Raw genomic sequence first — 18,559 nt, 5'->3', positions numbered from 1 at the left:
ACCAAGCTCCAGAGATGACACGCGCCCTCCCTCCCCCTCTGCGGGGGAGGGACATGCGATTGTATCCGACCGCTGCCCTCTAGCGTCGAAGATGTGTGCATCCGGTAGCCCGCCTGGGAGAAGGACGCATCGCGGTCCGCGACAGCACCTGTTTCTCAAACCTGTGTAGCCCGTAGCCGCAAGGGGGAGGAGAGAACGTCTCGGCCAGCGATGTGTGACCATCGCAGCTCCGCGGGGGAGGGGGTGCGCCGAGACGTCTCCGGGAGGGCGCTTCGATCACACGCCCTTGCGCGCCGTGATCCGGGATTCGATCGCGTCCCAGACCGCAACCGAAAGGTCGGGGCCGCCGAGACGCTGGATCGCCCGGATGCCGGTGGGGGAGGTGACGTTGATCTCGGTGAGATGGCCGTCGATCACGTCGATCCCGACCAGGATCAGGCCGCGGCGCGCCAGTTCCGGACCGATCGCGGCGCAGATCTCGCGCTCGCGCTCCGTCAGCTCCGAGGCGGAAGCGGCACCGCCGCGGACCATGTTGGAGCGGATGTCGTTGGCCGCCGGCACCCGGTTGACCGCGCCCATGGGGACGCCGTCGACCAGGATGATGCGCTTGTCGCCCTCTGTCACCCGGTCGAGGTAACGCTGCACCACCCAGGCCTCCCGGAAGGTCGTGGCGAACAGGTCGAACATGGAGCCGAAATTCGAGTCCTTCTCGGTGACCTTGAACACCGCCGCGCCGCCGTGCCCGTGCAGCGGCTTCATCGCCACGGTGCCGTGCTCCAGCCGGAACGCCTCGATCTCCGCCTTGTCGCGGCTGATCAGGGTCGGCGGCATCAATTCGGGGAAGTCGAGGACGAACAGCTTCTCGGGGGCGTTGCGCACCTCGAAGGGATCGTTGACGACCAGCGTCTCCGGGTGGATCCGCTCCAGCATGTGGGTGGCCGTGATGTAGGCCATGTCGAAGGGCGGATCCTGGCGCATCAGCACCACGTCCGCCTCCGCGAGGTCGATCCGCTCCGGGGGCGCCAGGGTGAAATGCGCGCCCTCGACATCCTGGACGGTCAGCCGCTCGACCCGGGCGGTGACGCGCCGGCCCTGCATCGAGAGCCGGTCCGGCGTGTAGTGCAGGAGGGAATGGCCCCGCCGCTGGGCTTCCAGCAGCAGGGCGAAGGTGGTGTCACCCGCGATCCGGATGTTCTGGATCGGGTCCATCTGAACCGCGACGGTCAGGCTCATCGATAACGCCCCTCGCCGGCCGCGATCGTCTCGATCGGATCCGTGCTCAATCGTCGGACAGCGACTTGCTGCCGGTACGCTTGTCGTAATCCCCGATGGCCGAACGGCACTCGGGCGACAGGCGCTTGCGGTTGCGCGTCATGCACTTCTCCGCGTCCGGGCTGTTCGGGTCGACGCCGGCGCAGAGGCGGAAATAGTCGTTCGCACAGCCGAGCTGTAGACCCTGGTCCTCGCGTTGGGCGTGGGCCGGGCCGGCGGCGAGCGCGAGCAGCGCCAACGCGGCCAGCCCGCGGCGGCGGACAGCGCGCAGGGATCGTTCCGGAACCAGTCGCATTCAGCGGTGTCCTCAAATTTCGTTCGGGCGGAGGACCGACGCGGCGATCCCCTCCACAGGCATCCGGCATATCGGTCGCGCCGGGCGGTAGGCAAGCGTCGGAGGTTCACGGGGGTTCCGCGCGCCGACGTCGCGGCCACGCTTCGCCGGAGTGTTGCCGCCGGGCCGCATCGCCCGAGCGTCGCTCCGGACGATGGCATCCTCACAAGAAACGGCCCCGCCCGGGATCGGGCAGGGCCTCAAGTCGAAGGGAGGAAACGCCCGCCATGGGCAGATCCGTCTTCGCAATTCGCGCGCCAACCTGTCCGGAGGGTCGAATTCCGGTGCATGCGCCGGAAAGAGTCCGTTAACCACCCCGTGTTGGATTGCCCTCGTAGCCCTTGCCGACGCCCTCCGCAGGGCCCGGGCCGGACGCTCGGACCGCCGACAGGAGCCGGAGACCATGAGCCTTTTCAAGCCGCAGGAGACCGACGACAGCCCGTGCGTCGCCATGACGGGCCGGACGCGCGAGGCCGCCCCGGCCGCGGACACGATCGTGATTCCTTTCCCCGGCCCGGAGGCGCGGAAAGCCTTCCGGATCCCGCGCTCGGACGAGCGGCGCGGCGAAATCCTGCTGTTCCTCGGCGTGCGCTACGAGCGCCTCGCCTCCTGACGGCATCCCGACGATGCCCGAGCGGCGACGCGCCGTGTCCGCCAACGCCCCGAGGCCGGTCCGACAGGGCCGCGTCCGCCGCGCATCCGCAGCGGCCCGGCTTGTGCCCGCTGGCGTGATGCTGGCGCTGCTCGCCGCCTGCACGCAGGGCGGCGATTTTGGCCGACCGCGGACGGGGGTGCGGAACGGTCTCATCGACACGACCGGCAGCTTCAGCACCCATGACCGCGGTCGGCTCCTGCTCGATTCCGGGCTCACCGACGACGAGCAGGCTTTGCGCGACCGCGCCTGGCGGTTCGTGCAGCCGGCAAGTTCCTTCTCGGCCTTCCAGGACCTGCTGCTCGGCCTCGCCAGCGCCCACGCGATGCCGCCGGCCTGGCGCTTCGAGGAAGTCGGCGCCTATTACGATACGCTGACCGCCGAGCCGTCGCGCTCACCGGTGTCCCGCTACCGCCAGCTCGGCGACGATGCCACGGCGGATGCCCGCCTGATCCCGCTATTCACGGCGCTGGCCGCCCGGGTGATCGACGCGGACGCCGCGCGCCTGCGCAGCCTGCCCTTCGCCAAGACCCTCGAAGCCGCAGACGTGCGGGACGCCGCCCAGCGCGTCGCCGAGAACCGCTGCCTGATCGCCTGGGTGCGGCTCGAGGCCGGCCTGCGGCTCGCCCGCTACCGCTTCGCCCTGGAGCACCTGTTCGCCGCGGCGCCGGCCCCGGACTCGGTCTCGGCGGAACGGTCCATCCTGATGCTGGCCGCGCGCCGGAACCTCCTCGATCCGCTCCTCCCGGCCGACGCGGCCGCGCGCTGCGGGCTCGGACCGGTGCCGTTGCCGGTCGCACAGGCGGGGCCGCTGGTTGTGAAGGACTGAGCGGCTGCGGGCGGCGTTGCCGGTGTGGCCGCGAGACGAAGGTCAAGCGTCTCGCATCTCCGGACGCCGTCACCGGCAGGCCTGCCGCTTCGGCTGGATTTCAGCGGGTCGGCGTCCGAGCGAAACGGCAGCGCGGCGGACGTTGCCGCTCCGCCCGCTCGCGACCCCCTGCGGCATCCGCGAGCGTGCGCATGCCGGCCGCCCGATGAAACGGAGACTTACGACCGGAACGGCTTGTTTCACGGACGGATAATCTATCGGACTCTGAGGACGAAAGCGCGGATCACGGCCGCCATCGACCAGGATCCCGCGCTCAAGAAAGTCGAAAAACGACAGGCAGGAGATACAGGCGATCGAGCCCGAATGCTCCGAGCGTCTCGCCGGCGCTAACAGACATTTTATAGATCGCGCCGAGCCGAGACCGATTGTTGATATATCAGTTATGAACCAACATCGATTCACTTGAGCAAACTATGCCGCGCCATGGAATTTTACTAAATATATAAAAAAGGTACTATTGCAAGCAACATAGAATACGAACAATCAATTATCAGCCTGAACAGGAATCGATGCCACACACTTTGTCATGTTGATTTCATGGCTCGGCGGATTGCTTTTAACGCCCTTCCGACCCACCGTCGCTCATGCCAATTGTTGCAATACAGCCCACTTCAAAGAGATCACTCCCATCTCTGGCTATCGGCTGCCAAGTTCAATGAAGTCTGAATCGCGCGGTGCGCTCGACCTGATGTCGGGTGGAGTTGTCGTGTCTGAACCGAGAGGTCTTGAGATCCTATGCTTGGGGTGTATACGCTGATCTGCCGAGGGCGGATTGCTCCTAACACTTCGCGATAGACACTCCTCAGGTTGCGACCGACCGCCCAACACCAAACCTGAACGAGCTAACTGGTATCTGGCATATCTCACAATGGTGCGAGCCCGACGACGTCACCTGTGCTTTCGCGCATGAAATCTGACCTGAAAACTTCTGCAAGCAAGGGTCCTAGGCGCAGACTTGCTGACATCGCGTCATTCGCCAACTGTAAATATATCTTCAAATAAAAATATCTACCTATGAAAACAGTGTTTTCCACCGAGGGGCTTCATCCCCGGAACACCTTCAAAGCCTGGAAAGACAAGATTTCCGAGCTCGGCGCGACGGTGGAGCAGCAGCGCCTCGACGACAGCGTGTTCGAAGCCAAAATGGCGGTCGCCCGCGTCGGATCCATCGCGATGAACCGCAGCACGATGGGCGCCGTGCGAAACGAGGCGACGACGTGCCTGATTCCGCGTCACGGCGACGACGGACTTGTCATGGCGACCTTCACGTATGCCGGCCGGGCGACATCTTGCCAGGACGATCGGAGTTCTGTGCAACGGAAGGGTGATCTGGTGGTGATCGACCACCGGCCAACGGTGCTGACCACGAGCAGAGGCTCAGACTGCCTCGTTCTTCAGATACCACGCACGCGCCTGGAGAGCGTCCTCGGTCCGACCCGGCTCTACACATCGTTGACCGTGGGGTCTGAGTTCGCCTCCACGAGCCTAGCCTTGACGTTTCTGAACGAGTTGATCCAGGTGGGGCATCAGATGACGCCTGACGCGGCCGACCGCATGGCGTCGATCGGCGTGGACCTGATCGTCGCCAGCATCGCCGAGCGGATAGCGCGGGAGGTGCCCCAGCCGCTCTATGGCACCGTCGTTGTCCAGCGGGCCAAGGCCTATATCGAAGCGCACTTGAGCGATCCGACCCTCGACCCACCGCAGCTGGCCGCCGCGGTCGGTGTGTCGCTGCGTCGGCTGCAGCAATTGTTCCACGAGCGCGGGCAACACATCTCCGACTGGATCTGGAAGCGCCGGCTGGAGGTGGCGGCCACGCGCTTGGCGGACCCGGGCTGCGCCCATCTGCCGATCGGAATGCTGGCCTACGGAAGCGGTTTCACCACCCAGGCCCATTTCTCCCGCCGCTTCAAGGACCAGTTCGGTCTGTCGCCCAGCGACTTCCGGCTTGCGAAACGTTTGGACGGCGCGTAGATCGCCGCGCCGCCCGGCGCGCGAGCATCGTCCCGACAGGTGGCCTCCGGCTTTCGGAAAAAAGACGATGCGGAAGCAAGGACCTCCGGCATCGTGCCGGTTCCGGTATCCGACAGGATGCGGCAGGTCCGTTTCCGCCGCGCGCGCCCCAAGGTCCGGTTCGAGGACGCTCTGACGGCCAACGATAGGCCCGACACGGGGCGACCACAGCCGGTCAACAGGACGAACCCGTGCCGCGGTCCCGCTACCGCCCCGCACCCTTGCCGGACGAATCCTTGCCCGTTGGCTCGTCCGTCGGCGTGTCGGTGGTACACGACACGGCCTGCACCGCGGCGTTCGCGGCGGGCCGCTGGCTCGGCAGGCCGGCGATCACCCGCACCACCACGAAGCCGCGCGTGTCCGGCGCGACGATGCGCACGTCGCGGCTCGGATCGTTCTCGTCGTCGTCGGCCAAGGCCTCGTCGTACTGGGCGCGGGTGAGGATCACGAGGTCCAGGGCACCGCGGACCGCCGCCTGGTCGGTCACCGCGTAGAAGGCGCCGCGGCGGGCATGGGCGGCGAGCGACAGGGACAGCAACCCGGTCCGCGCCGAGACGCGCATCGGCCCATCGGACAGGTCGTAGGCACAGACGCCCACCGCTACGGCGGGATCCGGGATCGGCAGCCACGCCTCGGGCGGGGAGGGGTCGTCGCCGGTGGCCACCGTGTAGATCGACTGGGGGTGATCCAGGCTCTCGCTGGTCCCGGCGCGCGAGATGGCATCCTTCTCCGACAGGACCGGGATCGCCAGGATCGCCGCGATATGGACGATCCCGGCCAGCACGAGGCCGAGCAGCGTGGCGTAGACGACGCGCAGGCTCACGACGCGCATCCCAGGCGGGTGATGGCCGGCACCGCGTTCCGGTCGAGGGATCCGACGCTGGCGGCCGCCGGCGTGTCGTAGAGGCGCAGGGCCAGCCGGACCGGACCGCGCGCCCGGGGGCTCGGGAGCCAGTTGCCGGGCTGGACGTCCGGCGCCAGCACCACTGCGAACCGCCCGTCGGCCGTGCGCAGCACCTCCGTGGAGGTGAAGCCCTCGCGCAAGGCCGGGCGGCCGGGCTCGCGTGAGCCGCGGCCGGCGACCGTGATGGTCCAGGCCCGGGCGGGGGGCGTTCCGCCGCCGATCCGATAGGTGCAGGTGGCGTCGAGCGCCTGGCCGGCATCGTCCACCGACGCGGTCATGAGGAGTCCCTCGCCCACCGCCAGGGGGATCTCGCCCCGGCGGGCATTGACCGCGCGGGTATAGGGATCGGCGGAGGCGGCGCCGGCCCGCGGCCACGCCGTCCAGGCGCCGACCTGGACCCCGCCGAAGGGATAGCCGCCGCGCGTCGCCCAGTCGGCGCTGGCGACCCCGAGCACGCCGCCGAGCCCCAGGGCATAGACGGCGAGCCCGGCCACCGAACTCTTGCGCCACAGGGTCCGGACGAACCGGATCGCACCGCCCTGCGGCGCCCCGTCGGACGCAGCGGCGCGGCCGACCGGCGCAGAAATCGCGCGCCTCATGCCGTCACCGGACCTCGACGAAGCCGGCGGGCGCGCGGACGCCCTCGGCCACGGCCCGGGGCCGGGCCGACGGTATGCCCGAGGCACGATCGTCGGGCTTGCGGCCGCCCTTCGGCGCGTCGCCGGTCCCGGATCGCGGCGCCGGCTCCGCGCCCGGGACGCGCTCCACCGTGCGGAACAGCCCGTTCAGGCCGTTGATCACCTCGAAGGAGCGGCGCGACAGCTTGCCGTAGGCGCTGGCATTGGGGTCGATCGGCGCGGTTGGCCCGCCGGAGGCCTGCTGCTGGGCGGCCCGGGGGCTCTCTTTCAATCCTGGCAGGGGCTTGATCTCGATGCCCTGGTGGGCGGGCTCCATCACGTCGTGCCAGGTCTGGGCCGGGAGCGAGCCGCCGGTCAGCTTGTTGGTCGAGGTGTGGTCGTCGTTGCCGAACCAGACCGCGCCGACGTAATTGCCCGTGTAGCCGACGAACCACGCGTCCCGGTAGGCGTTCGTGGTGCCGGACTTGCCGGCGACCTTCATGCCCTCGAGCTGCGCCCGCTTGCCGGTGCCCTCCTCGACCACCTTGTTGAGCATGAAGTTCATGTCGGCCACCACCTGGGGCGACAGCACCCGCTCGGGCGCCTCGTCGGCGTGGCGGTAGATCACCTCGCCCGAGGAGTTCTTGACCTCCATGGCGGCGTAGGGCTTGGCCTTGAAGCCACCGTTGGCAAACACGGCGTAGCCGGCCGCCTGGTCGATCACCGTGACCTCGTCCGAGCCGATCGGCATCGAGACCGTGTCGATCAGGTTCGTGGTGATGCCCATGCGATGGGCGGTCTCGATGATCTTGGCACGGCCGGCCTTGGCGGCGCGGGCCTCGTGGGTGATCCCCATGCCCTTGCCCAGCGCGATCGAGATCTTGATCGGGATCGTGTTGATCGACTTCGCCACGGCGAGCCACATCGGTACCCGGCCGGAATAGGAGCGGCCGTAATTCTGCGGGCACCAGTTGCCGATGCAGACCGGGCTGTCGACCACGATCGTGTCGGGCTTGAACAGGCCAGAGGCCAGGGCGGCGGAATAGACGTAGGGCTTGAACGAGGAGCCCGGCTGGCGGAGCGCGTCGGTGGCGCGGTTGAACTGGCTCTCGCCGTAATCCGCGCCGCCCACCATGGCGCGCAGCGCCCCGTCCGGATCGAGGATCACCATGGCGGCCTCGTCGACGTCCAGGGCGTCGCCGGATTTGCGCAGCGTGTCGGCCACGACCTCGTCGGCCCGCTTCTGGATGGCGAGGTCCAGCGGCGTCTTGACCGTGAGGACGCGGTCGCTGCGCAGCTTGCCGGCATCGGCCATGGCCTTGATCTCGCCGAAGGCCCAGTCGAGGTAATAGTCGGCGGTGATGTCGCGGGTGCGGGTGACCGGCGTCGCCGGGTTGCGGAGCGCCGTCTGGATCTGGCCCTCCGTGACGAAGCCGGCCTCCACCATGTTGTGCAGCACGTCGGCCGCGCGGGCGCGGGCCGCGGGCAGGTTGACGTGCGGGGCGTATTTGGTCGGCGCCTTGAACAGGCCCGCCAGCATGGCGGCCTCGGCAAGGCTGATGTCCTTCAGCGGCTTGCCGAAATAGTAATCCGCCGCCGCTACCGCGCCGAAGGTGCCGCCGCCCATATAGGCCCGGTCGAGGTAGAGCTTCAGGATCTCGTTCTTGGTGAGGTGGCTCTCCAGCCAGAGGGCCAGGAACGCCTCGTTGATCTTCCGCTCCAGCGACCGCTCGTTGGTCAGGAAGAGATTCTTGGCGAGCTGCTGGGTGATCGAGGAGCCGCCCTGCGTGCCGTTGCCGCCCTTCGAATTGTTGACCAGCGCGCGCAGGGTGCCGATCGGGTCGATGCCCCAATGCTCGTAGAAGCGCCGGTCCTCCGTGGAGACCAGCGCCTTGATCATGATGTCGGGAAACTCGTCGAGCTTGAGCGAGTCGTCGTGCTTGATGCCGCGCCGGCCGACCTCGGTGCCGTAGCGGTCGAGGAAGGTGACGGCGAGGTCCTGCTGCTTCAGCCAGTTCTCGCTGGTCAACTGGAAGGCGGGCTGCGCGAAGGCCAGCAGCAGCACCGCGCCGCCGGTCCCGATGGTGACGCCCTCGCTGGTCAGATCGAGGAGGACGCGCTTCCAGCCGCGCACGGCGAAGCGGCCCGTGAAGCGCCGGAAGCGTTCGTAGGCCTCGCCGGTGGACTGGCCGCCATCGTACAGGCTGGCATTGACCCAGGCATCGAACGCGAGGGCGGCGCGTTCGAGGCGGACCTTGATCTCGGTGAGCGTCGGCAGGCGCACGATGTCGGACCCGGCTTGTCGAGAGCCTTCGCGGCGGATGGTCGAGCGTCCGCACCGCAGGCGTGGATCCCGCGGCCGGGGCACCGCACGGCATCGACCTCCATAGCAGGATCCGCAACCGCGGGCGAGGCTCTGTGCAGGCTCGCGAATCGCCGCGGCGGGCACGCGGGGCGATCCGGCCGGCCCCGCTTGCCCCGCTGGTCCGGCTCGGGCAGAGAGACGCGCCTCCCGATCGAGAGACGATGACCATGCCGAAGCCCGAGGCGGCGCGCCGCGGGGCAGCCGAGCCGTTCTGGCGGACCAAGACGCTTGAAGCCATGACCCCATCGGAGTGGGAAAGTCTGTGCGACGGCTGCGGCCGGTGCTGCCTCCTGAAGCTCGAGGACGACGATACCGGCGAGGTTCACCACACCGATATCGGCTGCACGTTGCTCGACGGCCTCACCTGCCGGTGCCGCGATTATCTCCACCGCCAGAAGCGGGTGCCCGACTGCGTCCGGTTGACGCCGGAGGCGGTGCGGACGATCCCCTGGCTGCCGCCGACCTGCGCCTACCGGCTCGTGCGGGACGGCGAACCGCTCTATCCCTGGCATCCCCTGGTCTCGGGCCGGGCGTCGAGCGTGCACGAGGCCGGGATCTCGATCCGCGGCCGCCTCGCCGGCCACGAGGAGGAGTTCACCGAGGACGAGTTGCCGGATCGGATCGTCGATTGGCCAGCGGCCGATCCGACGGCCGACTGACGCCTATCGCCGCTCAGTCGAGGCCGGCACCGCGGCCGAGCAGCCGCCCGCCGGCGAGCCCGTTCAGGGCGATGACGATGGCGACCGCGGCGGCGTGGATCAGCAGATCCGTCGCAGTGGCATCGTGCGGGTGCACCGGCATCAGCAGCGCCGCCGCCGCGGCCGCCACCGCGAGCCCCCCGAGCGCCGCCGTCAGGTTCGGCCGCAGCGGGCAGGCGCGGCGCAGCATCACCACGATCAGCACCGACAGCGGCACCGAGACGCAGATCAGGAAGCTGAAACAGCCCGCAACTGTGTGGGCGCCCGGAATGTCGGCCCCTGGGGCGATCCAGTCGCGGAGGCACCCCATCCCGCTGGCACCGATCCAGAGAGCCAACGGCGGCAGCGGCAGCAGCGCCCATCGTCCGGAGCGGCCCGGCACGCTCGTCGCGAAGGCCGCGTAGGCGGCGGTGACCGCCGTGGCGACGGCGCCGAGGGCCGCCAGGGCGAGATCCGGCACGTGCATGCGCAGCATGAAACTCGCCGTGTCGACCTCCGCGGCCAGGAGCAGCCCGACCAGCAGGGCCGCGGCGAGCCACAGTGTCGCGCGGATCGCCGGCGCGGGCAGGGGCCGGACCGGTTCCAGGCGGCCGGCGAGCGCTTCGACGAGCCGTTCGTGACGGGAGGGGTCGTAGCCGGCGCGATCGGCCATCACTCCGTCTCCCGCGTCAGGCTGATCCGGAGCGCCTTCAGCGCCCGATGCAGATTCACCTTCAGCGCCCCCTTGGTCCGGCCGGTCAGCGCCGCGGCCTCGTCGAGCGACAGTTCGCGCAGGCCGAGATGTTCCACCGCCTGCCGCTGCCCCTCAGGCAGGGCCGCCACCGCGCGGGCCAGGGCGGCGGCGCGGTCCCGCGCCTCCAACCCCTGTCCCGGAGGCGGCCCTGGATCGACCTCCGCCTCGTAGGACAGGGGGTCGTTGACCTCCCGCGGCCGCCGGCCGGCCCGGCGCAGCCGGTCGATCGCGCGGCGCTGGGTGATGGCCCGCAGCCAGGGCATGAACGGGCGGCCGGGATCGTAGCTCGCCCGCGCCCGGTGGACGGTCATCAGCGCATCCTGCACGACATCGTCCACCGCCTCGCCGCGCACGCCCTGCGCCCGGGCGATCGCCGACACCACGGGCAGGCAGGCTTTCAGCAGCGCGCGATAGGCGGCGGTATCGCCGCCCTGTGCCGCGGCCATCAGCGCCGAGAGTTCGTCTTCGAGCACCATCCGGGCTCCGCCGCCGTTCCGTTCCCCGGCTCGCGCCGCATCTTGCGCCTGCTCGGTGCCCAACGCCAGCGACCAGCCGCGCGGAGCGGGTCCGGCCGGCAGGGTGAGGATCACCGCAGGGCCTCCCGCTCGGCGCCGGTGCCGGGGGTGCCGAGGCGCGCCGCACCGAGGATACGGCCGTCCTCCGCCTGCAGAAGCACGGCGGCATTCTCGCCCTCGGGACGCGCCGCCGGGAAGGTCGCGGCGCCCCCCGACCAGCGGCCGAGATCGTGCAGCGAGCGGACGACGTTGGCTTGCGCGATGGTCTGCCCGGCATTCTCGCCGCGGAGCACCCGGGTGGTGTGGCTCGGATCGAACCCGATCAGCAGGACATGCGCCGTGCCGGTCCCGGGGCCGACCCGCGCGACGATCCGGTCGCCGTCCCGGGCCAGCGCCACCGGGATGCCGGGCCCGGCCCCGCGGGCCCGGGCGATCGCGCCGCGCAGCGCCGCCTCATCGGATCCGACGAGGCCCACCTGCCCGTCGATCACGGCCTGCGGGGTGTAGCTGGAGCCGCCGAAGCGGGCGGCGTAGGCGTCCTGGCGCGCGGTCGCGGCCGGCAGGGCGTAGGGGTCGCGCCAGTTCAGATGGTTCCAGTAGGTGACGTGGAACGCGAGCGGCAGAACGTCGGCGCGCTCCTGGGCGAGCCGGCCGATCAGCGCCTCCGCGGGCGGGCAGGACGAGCAACTCTGCGAGGTGAAGAGCTCGACGATCACGGGCCGCTCCGCCGCCGCGGCCGGGCGGAGGGCGACGCAGAGCAGGGCGACGGCGAGCGAGGCGAAAGGGCGCATGGCCTGAACTCCCATACGCCGACGGGTCGAGCCGGCGCATCGGTCCTTTCGGCCCGCGGCGGCGGCGGTTACGCGACCCCGGGCCCGTCGAGCTCGAACGCGTCCACGTCGCGCAGCAGCGCCACGAAGGCCTGCGCCCCGTGGGCCAGGGCCGCGCGCCCAGCCTCGGCGGTTCCGAGCCGCGCATCGCCCATCGCGCCGGAGGGATGGAGATCGCCGGCCTTCCAGGCGAAGGCGGCGGGGCGGCCGGCGCGCAGGTAAGTGAAGTCGCGGACCATCGCCAGCGATCGCGGCGGAAAATCGGCGATCCGGTCGGCCCGCACGAGATCCGGCCGCAGGGCCAGCATCAGCGCGGTCTCGACGCCGCCGGCATGGATGCCGTGGGCGATCTCCCCCTCCGGAAACAGGCCTTCCGGATAGCCGAACCGCGCCCAGGCGGTCGTCACCGCCACCATGCCGCAGCGCGCCCGCAATTCCGCCGCCACGAGGTCGATGATCGCGCTGTTGCCACCGTGGCTCGTGACGATCACGAGCTTGCGACAGCCGGCCCGGTGGAGCGCAACGCCGATCCCTGTCCAGGCGGCCAGCGCCGTCCCGGTGTCGAGGGAGAGCGTTCCCGGGAAGGCATCGTGCTCGTCGGACTTGCCGACGGCCTGCACCGGCAGGAGCAGCACGTCGAGATCTGCGGGAACGATGTCGCGAACGGCGGCGAGGTAGCCCTCCGCGATGACAGTGTCGGTTGCGAGCGGCAGGTGCGGCCCGTGCTGCTCGATGGCGGCCACGGGCAGCACCGCGACCGCGCGCCGCATATCCCGGCGCGCCAGTTCCTCGGTGGTGAAGTCGGACCAGAGCCGCGCCGCCATGCCTGTCGGGGCCTCCTCCCCGCCGCCGGGGGGCGGCAGGTCACCGGAGAGGCTCTACCCGGCCCGGGGCCGCCGAGTCGACGGACATGCGTTCGGCGAGTCGGGTCAGCCGAAGAGCGCGTCGATATCGTCCTGGGACGGCACCTGCTGATCGGCCTGGGGTCCGTGGAGCATCAGATCCTCCGCCCGGGCGCGGCGGGCACGCTCGGTCGGGTCCATGGAGGCGGTATCGCGCGCCTTCACGGCGCCGACGAACCGGGCGAGCCGCTGCTCGAACAGCCGCAGCGATTCGACCACCTTGGCGATCCGCTGACCGGTGATGTCCTGGAACGCGCAGGCCTCGAAGATCGTGTTGATGCGTTCCTCGACGGCGTCGCGGTAGCCCGGCCCGTCGGGCAGCCCGAGCATCGCCTCGGCGGCTTCCATGATCGTGTTGGTGGCACCGGCCGTCGCCGCAACGACGCTGCCGAGTTCCTCATGCGCCATGGGGATCCGGTCTTGGCTCATCTCGTTCGCCCGCAGCGCACCGATCTCCTCGCGCAGGTGGGCGATGTAGTCGGCGATCTCGCTCAACTCGGCGATCACGGCCTGCGGCTCCCGGAGCCGCGATTCGGCCGGCCGCGCGACGGCTAACGACATGCTGTTCTCCTCAGAGCGGAAACCGTCCTGCCGGGCCTCGCCGCGCTTGGTTGTCTTCCGAGACATCGACGAGCCGGCCGGACGGGGCGGGGAGCGTTGCATCGGTCCCGATCAGCTGCCGCAGACCGCCTCGATCTTCGACTTCAGCGTCGCGGCGTTGAACGGCTTGACGATGTAGTTGTTCACGCCGGCCTTCTTGGCGGCGATGACGTTCTCGGTCTTCGATTCCGCCGTCACCATGATGAACGGCGTCGTCCGAAGGTTTTCGTCGGCGCGCACATGCCGGAGCAGCTCGTACCCCGTCATCGGCTCCATGTTCCAATCGGAGATCACGAGACCGTACTTGCGGTCCTTGAGACGGGCGAGCGCCTCCGTGCCATCGGAAGCGTCATCGACCTCCTCGAAGCCGAGCTGCTTCAAAAGATTACGAATGATGCGAACCATCGTCTGATAATCGTCAACAACGAGGATCGGCATGCTCAAGTCGAGAGCCATCGAACAACTACTCCGTATTGCCCGGCGGGAAGCCGCGGCGGCTCCCGGAAAGTTTAACGCTTCGCTAAGGCTGCAATTTAGCTGCGCTGCACGGCATTTTAAATAGCGCGTGCGCATTGCGAAGCCGTTAATCGACACCGCCGACGCATGACCCGGCTCGGTGTTGCGTTGCGGCACCCCCTCGCTTGACCCTCCGGGCACCTTTCGGCAGGGTCCCGGCCGCGTCGGGCCCCTCGCGGGCATGGCAGGCGACCTCACCCGACCCCACCCCGACCCTTCCCAGCATCCGACTCCCAAACGATGGCCCCAGGCGACGACACGGCGGCGCGGTCCTTCACCATCTGCCGCCCCGACGCGCCGGTGCCGCCGGCCCTGACGGGGGCCGTGGCGGCGATCGGCAATTTCGACGGCGTCCATCTCGGCCACCGCGTGCTCGTGGAGAGCGTGCGGGCAGCGGCCCGCGAGGCCGGCCGGCCCGCCGTGGTCCTGACCTTCGAACCGCATCCGCGGGCCTATTTCACCCCGGACGCGCCGATGTTCCGCCTCACCGGCCTCGCCGCCAAGGAGATCGTGTTCGCGCGCCTCGGGCTCGACGGCCTGATCGTGCGCCGGTTCGACGGGGCGCTGGCCGCCACCGGCGCGCGCGCCTTCGTGCTCGATTTCCTGGGGGGGTCGCTCGGCCTGTCCGGGGTGGTCGTCGGCCACGATTTTCATTTCGGCCGTGGCCGCGAAGGCACGCCCGCGATCCTGGCCGCGCTGTGCCGGGAGGCGGGCATGAGCTGCCACATCGTGGCGCCGGTCGCCCTCGGAAGCGAGGCCGAGCCGGTCTCGTCGAGCGCGATCCGCGCGGCCCTCGCCTCCGGGGACGTCGCCCGCGCCAACAGCCTCCTCGGCTATCGCTGGTTCGTCCTCGGCCCCGTCCGCCACGGCGACAAGCGCGGCCGGCAACTCGGCTTCCCCACCGCCAACGTGATGCTGCCCGATTGCGGCCTGGGCCACGGGATCTACGCGGTGCGGGTGCGCCTGGAATCGGGACGGTTCCGCGACGGCGTTGCCAGCTACGGCCGCCGCCCGACCTTCGACGACGGCGCGCCGCTCCTGGAGACCTACCTGTTCGACTTCTCCGGCGATCTCTACGGCCAGGAGATCGCCGTGGAATTTGTCGGATACATCCGCGGGGAGGAACGGTTCGCGAGCGCCGACGCCCTGGTGGAGCGCATGCATGTCGACGCTGCGGCGGCTCGGGCCGTTCTGGCGGGCGACCAGACCCGGTCCATGCTGGGCTGAGCCCCCGGGGGCATCGCGGCCGGCGCCGATCGTGTAGAAGGCCGCAACGAGCAGGAGGCGGACGTGCTGGGTCGTTACGAGCGGGCGAACAACGGCGAAGCGGTGGTCGAGTATGGCGACGGGACCATGCGGGTGGTCAAGCCCGGCAGCTTCGTGCGCTGCGCCGTGACCGGCGAGCCGATCCCCCTCGACGCTCTGCGCTACTGGAGCGCCCTGCGCCAGGAGGCCTATGCCTCCCCCGAGGCGATCCTGAAGCGCCTCAAGGAGACCGGCCGGCCCTGACCGTCACGGGGCGGGTTCGAGCGCGCGCCGCAGCAGCCGGCGCAGGGTCTCCGGGTCGTCGAGGACGAGGCGCACGCGCAGCACGCGCACCCGGGCCGCGAAGCTCGGGGGCAGGCGCGCGGCGTCCTTCTCGGTGGTGACGAGATCGGCCCCGAGCCGGAGCGCCTCCCCGGCCAGGGCCGTCAGCTCCGCGTCCCGATAGGGGTGATGATCCGGGAAGGCACGGCGCCCGGCGATCACCGCGCCCGCTTCGGCCAGCGTCGCGAAGAACTTGTCCGGGCGCCCGATCCCCGCGAAGGCGAGGCAGCGCCGCCCCGCCAGCGCCTCCGACTCCCGGACCAGGCGCGCCCGGAGGATTGGCAGGCCCCGGCTCTCCGCCGCCCGGGCGATCCCGTCGCCCGGCGCGCCGTCGCCGATCACGATCAGACCGCCGACATGCGGCCATTGCCGGGCCAGCGGCGCGCGCAGCGGGCCCGCCGGGACGGGCAGCCCGTTGCCGAGGCCGACGGCCGCGTCGATGACGGCCAGGCTGAGATCCTTGGCGAGGGACGGGTTCTGCAGCCCGTCATCCATCACGATGGCATCGGCGCCGAGGTGGCGGCACAGGGCGGCCCCCGCCGGGCGGTGGCGCGACACCACCGTCGGCGCCCGGCGGGCGAGGAGCAACGGCTCGTCGCCGACCTCCGCGGCGGCGTGCCGGTCGGGGTCGACCCGCACCGGACCGGCCGTCCGGCCGCCGTAGCCGCGGGACAGGAAAGCCGGGCGACGGCCGAGTTCGGCGAGCAGCGCCGCGACCGCCAGCGCCGCGGGGGTCTTGCCGGCGCCCCCGAGGGTGAAGTTGCCCAGGCACAGGACCGGACACCCCGCCAATACCCCCACCCGATCCATGCGCCGGGCCGTGAGCGCCCCGTAGGCCGCCCCGACCGGGGCCAGGACGCGCGCCCACGGGTGATCCGGCCCCGCCTGCCAGAAGCCCGGGGGCCGCATCAGGCCCGCGCGAGCGGGCGCACGCGGCCGCCGCGGTCGAGGCGCTGCAGCTTCATCTGGGCGACGAACGGATCGAGTACCGCGAGGGTGCGGGCCACCGCCCCCTCGAACGGCCGCAGGGCGTCCTGCCCGGCCCGCGCCATGCCGGCAAGCCGGGCCCGATCCCCGAGGAGTTCACCCACGATCGCCGCGAGCTCGACGCCGTCCTGCACCGCCACGGCCCCCCCGGCACGGTCGAGGGCCTGATAAACCGCCCCGAAATTCTCGATGTGCGGGCCGTGCAGCACCGCCGTATCGAGGCGCACCGGCTCGATCGGGTTCTGGCCGCCCCGCGGGACCAGCGATCCGCCGAGGAACCCCAAGGGCGCGAGCCGGTAGAACAGGCCCAGCTCGCCGATCGTGTCGGCGACGTAGATGTCTACGGAGGGATGGGGCCGCCCCCCGGCCGAGCGCCGGGCGCTGCGCAGGCCCAGCGTGGTCGCGCACGCGACGACCTCCTCCCCCCGGACCGGGTGCCGCGGGGCGATCAGGGTCAGAAGCTGCGGGAACCGCTCCTTCAGGAGCGCGTGCGCGTAGGCGATCATGGCCTCCTCGCCGGAATGGGTGCTCGCCGCGATCCAGATCGGCCGCCCGGCCACCATGGCGCCGAGATAGGCCAGTTGCTGCGGATCGGCCGGCGGCACCGGCGCGTCGAACTTCAGGTTCCCGGCGATGCTCACCCGCGGCGCGCCCAGCTTGGCGAAGCGTTCCCCGTCCTCCTGGGTCTGGGCGAGGCAGATGGCGATCCGCGACAGCAGCGCCTTGGCGGTGCGCGGGCAGCGCTCCCAGCCGCGGAACGAGCGCGCCGACATGCGGCCGTTGACCAGGATCAGCGGGATCTCGCGCTCGTCCAGCGCCAGGATCGTGTTGGGCCAGATCTCCGATTCGGCGATGACCGCGAGGTTCGGTTGCCAATGGTCCAGGAAGCGCCCCATCCAGCGCGGCGCGTCGAGGGGCATGTATTGATGGACCGCGCCGACCGGCAGGCGGGCGCCGATCAGCTCGGCGGCCGCCCGCGTGCCCGTGGTCACCAGCACGGAGAAGCCGCGGCCGATCATGCCCTCCACGAGCCCGATCAGCGACAGCGATTCGCCGACGCTCGCGCCGTGCATCCAGGCCAACGGCCCGACCGGGCGGGCCCGGCCGGGCAGGCCGCGCCGCTCGGAGAGGCGCAACGGATCCTCCTTGCCGCGCTGGGCCCGCCACGCCAGCAGCCCGGTCAGCGCCGGCTCGCCGATCCGCAGCCCGGCCCGGTAGACCTGCAGGGGCAGGGTCACGGACGGGCGCCTCACGCGGCGTCTCCCATCGGCGCCGACGCGGCGGCCGGCGACGCCGCGCGGTAGAGCGCCGCCCGGTCGGCGCGTCCGACCATCGCGTAGGCGCGCGCATGGACCCGGTCCATCTCGGATTCGACGAAGCGCCGGAGGCTCTCGAAGGCCTCCCCGGCGCTGTCGCGCGGGACATAGATCGGGTCGCCCAGGACGATCGCGCCGCGTCCGAAGGGCAGGCCGAGGCAGGCGCGGTCCCACGATCGGAAGCGCAGATGCCGGCTCGTCACGACGGCGGCCGGGACGATGGGCCGTCCGGAGAGGCGCGCCAGGGTCAGGATCCCGGCATCGCACCGGCGCGAGAGCTTCGGCACGTCCGCGCTGAAGGCCACTGATTCGCCGTCCCTGAGCGCCCGCAGCATGGCCCGGAGCCCCTCGGCCCCGCCCTTGGCGCGAACGTCGGTCGCCCGGCTCCGGCCTCGGGCGCCGGAGGCCCGGATCACGCGCACGCCGAGCCGTTCCAGCGCGATGGTGTTGATGTTGCCGTCCGCATTCCGCGAGATGATCGTGGCGACCCGGTCGCTCGGTCGGCGCATGAACGGCATCATGATGTGTTGGCCGTGCCACATGCCGGCGATGAGCGGCGTGCGCGCGTCCATCCAGGCGTCGACCCGCCCGGTCGGCGTGCCGCCGGCCTGGATCGCGAAGCGGTTGGTCCGCTGCACCAGCCGCAGATAGGACGCCGCGAGGCGACCGAGCGCGCGCTGCACGACGGGGTGACGCAGGAAACGTTTGCCGAGGCTCATGTCATGCCCGGGATGGCCGAACCGCCATCGCCCGATCGGTTCCGGATCGCAATCGATCGCGCATGATCTAGCCCCCGCGCCTGAGACGAAACAATCGGCCTGGATCACAA

Annotated in this window: 20 protein-coding genes; 6 read left to right on the top strand and 14 right to left on the bottom strand. The window is 70.6% G+C overall.

The features are described from left to right. Window positions 1-276: 276 nt before the first annotated feature. Together gshB and AC3IF3_RS01610 are read right to left on the bottom strand one after the other, a co-directional pair. Window positions 277-1,233, bottom strand: a complete 957-nt coding sequence (gene gshB / locus AC3IF3_RS01615) for a glutathione synthase (RefSeq protein WP_489226933.1) — start codon at window positions 1,231-1,233, stop codon at window positions 277-279. A 46-nt stretch (window positions 1,234-1,279) separates the two neighbouring features. Next, complete coding sequence (locus AC3IF3_RS01610) at window positions 1,280-1,567, bottom strand: hypothetical protein (protein WP_243968011.1); 288 nt, start codon at window positions 1,565-1,567, stop codon at window positions 1,280-1,282. A 442-nt stretch (window positions 1,568-2,009) separates the two neighbouring features. Between AC3IF3_RS01610 and AC3IF3_RS01605 the strand changes: the two genes are divergently transcribed. The 3 genes from AC3IF3_RS01605 to AC3IF3_RS01595 all read left to right on the top strand — a co-directional run bounded on the left by AC3IF3_RS01605 (window position 2,010) and on the right by AC3IF3_RS01595 (window position 5,121). Beyond that, complete coding sequence (locus tag AC3IF3_RS01605) at window positions 2,010-2,219, top strand: hypothetical protein (RefSeq protein WP_243968010.1); 210 nt, start codon at window positions 2,010-2,012, stop codon at window positions 2,217-2,219. Between the two features lie 118 nt (window positions 2,220-2,337). Next, a complete protein-coding gene (locus tag AC3IF3_RS01600; protein WP_489231212.1) occupies window positions 2,338-3,087 on the top strand; it encodes a hypothetical protein in 750 nt (249 codons plus the stop codon). A 1,074-nt stretch (window positions 3,088-4,161) separates the two neighbouring features. Next, on the top strand, window positions 4,162-5,121 hold the full coding sequence (locus AC3IF3_RS01595; RefSeq protein ID WP_489226931.1) for a helix-turn-helix domain-containing protein: 960 nt from the start codon (window positions 4,162-4,164) through the stop codon (window positions 5,119-5,121). Between the two features lie 244 nt (window positions 5,122-5,365). Here AC3IF3_RS01595 and AC3IF3_RS01590 read toward each other — a convergent pair whose 3' ends face one another. From AC3IF3_RS01590 to AC3IF3_RS01580, 3 genes are read right to left on the bottom strand one after another with little or no spacing between them, the layout of a single operon-like run. Beyond that, complete coding sequence (locus tag AC3IF3_RS01590; RefSeq protein WP_489226930.1) at window positions 5,366-5,992, bottom strand: DUF1254 domain-containing protein; 627 nt, start codon at window positions 5,990-5,992, stop codon at window positions 5,366-5,368. After that, on the bottom strand, window positions 5,980-6,663 hold the full coding sequence (locus AC3IF3_RS01585) for a DUF1214 domain-containing protein (RefSeq protein WP_489226928.1): 684 nt from the start codon (window positions 6,661-6,663) through the stop codon (window positions 5,980-5,982). Before AC3IF3_RS01585 ends, AC3IF3_RS01590 begins: the two co-directional genes overlap by 13 nt. A 4-nt stretch (window positions 6,664-6,667) precedes the next feature. Beyond that, complete coding sequence (locus tag AC3IF3_RS01580; protein WP_489226926.1) at window positions 6,668-8,965, bottom strand: transglycosylase domain-containing protein; 2,298 nt, start codon at window positions 8,963-8,965, stop codon at window positions 6,668-6,670. 248 nt (window positions 8,966-9,213) lie between these two features. Here AC3IF3_RS01580 and AC3IF3_RS01575 point away from each other — a divergent pair, with 248 nt between their 5' ends. Further along, complete coding sequence (locus AC3IF3_RS01575; RefSeq protein ID WP_243968055.1) at window positions 9,214-9,705, top strand: YcgN family cysteine cluster protein; 492 nt, start codon at window positions 9,214-9,216, stop codon at window positions 9,703-9,705. Between the two features lie 13 nt (window positions 9,706-9,718). Here AC3IF3_RS01575 and AC3IF3_RS01570 read toward each other — a convergent pair whose 3' ends face one another. The 6 genes from AC3IF3_RS01570 to AC3IF3_RS01545 all read right to left on the bottom strand — a co-directional run bounded on the left by AC3IF3_RS01570 (window position 9,719) and on the right by AC3IF3_RS01545 (window position 13,780). Then, window positions 9,719-10,396 carry an NrsF family protein gene (locus tag AC3IF3_RS01570; RefSeq protein ID WP_489219457.1) on the bottom strand — a complete coding sequence of 226 codons (678 nt, stop codon included), beginning with the start codon at window positions 10,394-10,396 and terminating at the stop codon, window positions 9,719-9,721. Next, window positions 10,396-10,953, bottom strand: coding sequence for a sigma-70 family RNA polymerase sigma factor (locus AC3IF3_RS01565; RefSeq protein ID WP_243968054.1), 558 nt, complete (start codon window positions 10,951-10,953; stop codon window positions 10,396-10,398). The genes AC3IF3_RS01570 and AC3IF3_RS01565 overlap by 1 nt, the downstream gene beginning before the upstream one ends. A gap of 110 nt (window positions 10,954-11,063) precedes the next feature. Beyond that, window positions 11,064-11,783: a DUF1223 domain-containing protein gene (locus tag AC3IF3_RS01560; RefSeq protein ID WP_489226925.1), complete on the bottom strand. Its 720-nt coding sequence runs from the start codon at window positions 11,781-11,783 to the stop codon at window positions 11,064-11,066. Between the two features lie 68 nt (window positions 11,784-11,851). Then, window positions 11,852-12,646: a creatininase family protein gene (locus tag AC3IF3_RS01555; protein ID WP_489226923.1), complete on the bottom strand. Its 795-nt coding sequence runs from the start codon at window positions 12,644-12,646 to the stop codon at window positions 11,852-11,854. Window positions 12,647-12,751: 105 nt separating this feature from the next. Next, window positions 12,752-13,285, bottom strand: coding sequence for a protein phosphatase CheZ (locus AC3IF3_RS01550; protein ID WP_243967998.1), 534 nt, complete (start codon window positions 13,283-13,285; stop codon window positions 12,752-12,754). 111 nt (window positions 13,286-13,396) lie between these two features. Then, the gene (locus AC3IF3_RS01545; RefSeq protein ID WP_091719055.1) at window positions 13,397-13,780 is read right to left on the bottom strand and encodes a response regulator; all 384 of its coding nucleotides are present in this window, start codon (window positions 13,778-13,780) and stop codon (window positions 13,397-13,399) included. Window positions 13,781-14,080: 300 nt separating this feature from the next. On the opposite strand from AC3IF3_RS01545, the gene AC3IF3_RS01540 reads away from it, so the two are divergent. After that, window positions 14,081-15,067, top strand: a complete 987-nt coding sequence (locus AC3IF3_RS01540; RefSeq protein ID WP_489226922.1) for a bifunctional riboflavin kinase/FAD synthetase — start codon at window positions 14,081-14,083, stop codon at window positions 15,065-15,067. 63 nt (window positions 15,068-15,130) lie between these two features. Continuing rightward, the gene (locus tag AC3IF3_RS01535) at window positions 15,131-15,349 is read left to right on the top strand and encodes a DUF2093 domain-containing protein (protein WP_161393655.1); all 219 of its coding nucleotides are present in this window, start codon (window positions 15,131-15,133) and stop codon (window positions 15,347-15,349) included. Window positions 15,350-15,352: 3 nt separating this feature from the next. On the opposite strand, the gene lpxK is transcribed toward AC3IF3_RS01535, so the two are convergent. From lpxK to AC3IF3_RS01520, 3 genes are read right to left on the bottom strand one after another with little or no spacing between them, the layout of a single operon-like run. Then, window positions 15,353-16,336: a tetraacyldisaccharide 4'-kinase gene (gene lpxK / locus AC3IF3_RS01530; protein ID WP_489219452.1), complete on the bottom strand. Its 984-nt coding sequence runs from the start codon at window positions 16,334-16,336 to the stop codon at window positions 15,353-15,355. Beyond that, on the bottom strand, window positions 16,336-17,667 hold the full coding sequence (locus tag AC3IF3_RS01525) for a 3-deoxy-D-manno-octulosonic acid transferase (RefSeq protein ID WP_489219451.1): 1,332 nt from the start codon (window positions 17,665-17,667) through the stop codon (window positions 16,336-16,338). Before AC3IF3_RS01525 ends, lpxK begins: the two co-directional genes overlap by 1 nt. Beyond that, window positions 17,664-18,449 (bottom strand): lysophospholipid acyltransferase family protein, encoded by a 786-nt coding sequence (locus tag AC3IF3_RS01520; RefSeq protein ID WP_489226921.1) that lies wholly within the window; start codon window positions 18,447-18,449, stop codon window positions 17,664-17,666. Before AC3IF3_RS01520 ends, AC3IF3_RS01525 begins: the two co-directional genes overlap by 4 nt. Window positions 18,450-18,559 lie beyond the last annotated feature (110 nt).

Source organism: Methylobacterium sp. J-118 (assembly GCF_057836565.1).
This window is presented reverse-complemented; position numbering and strand designations above follow the sequence as displayed.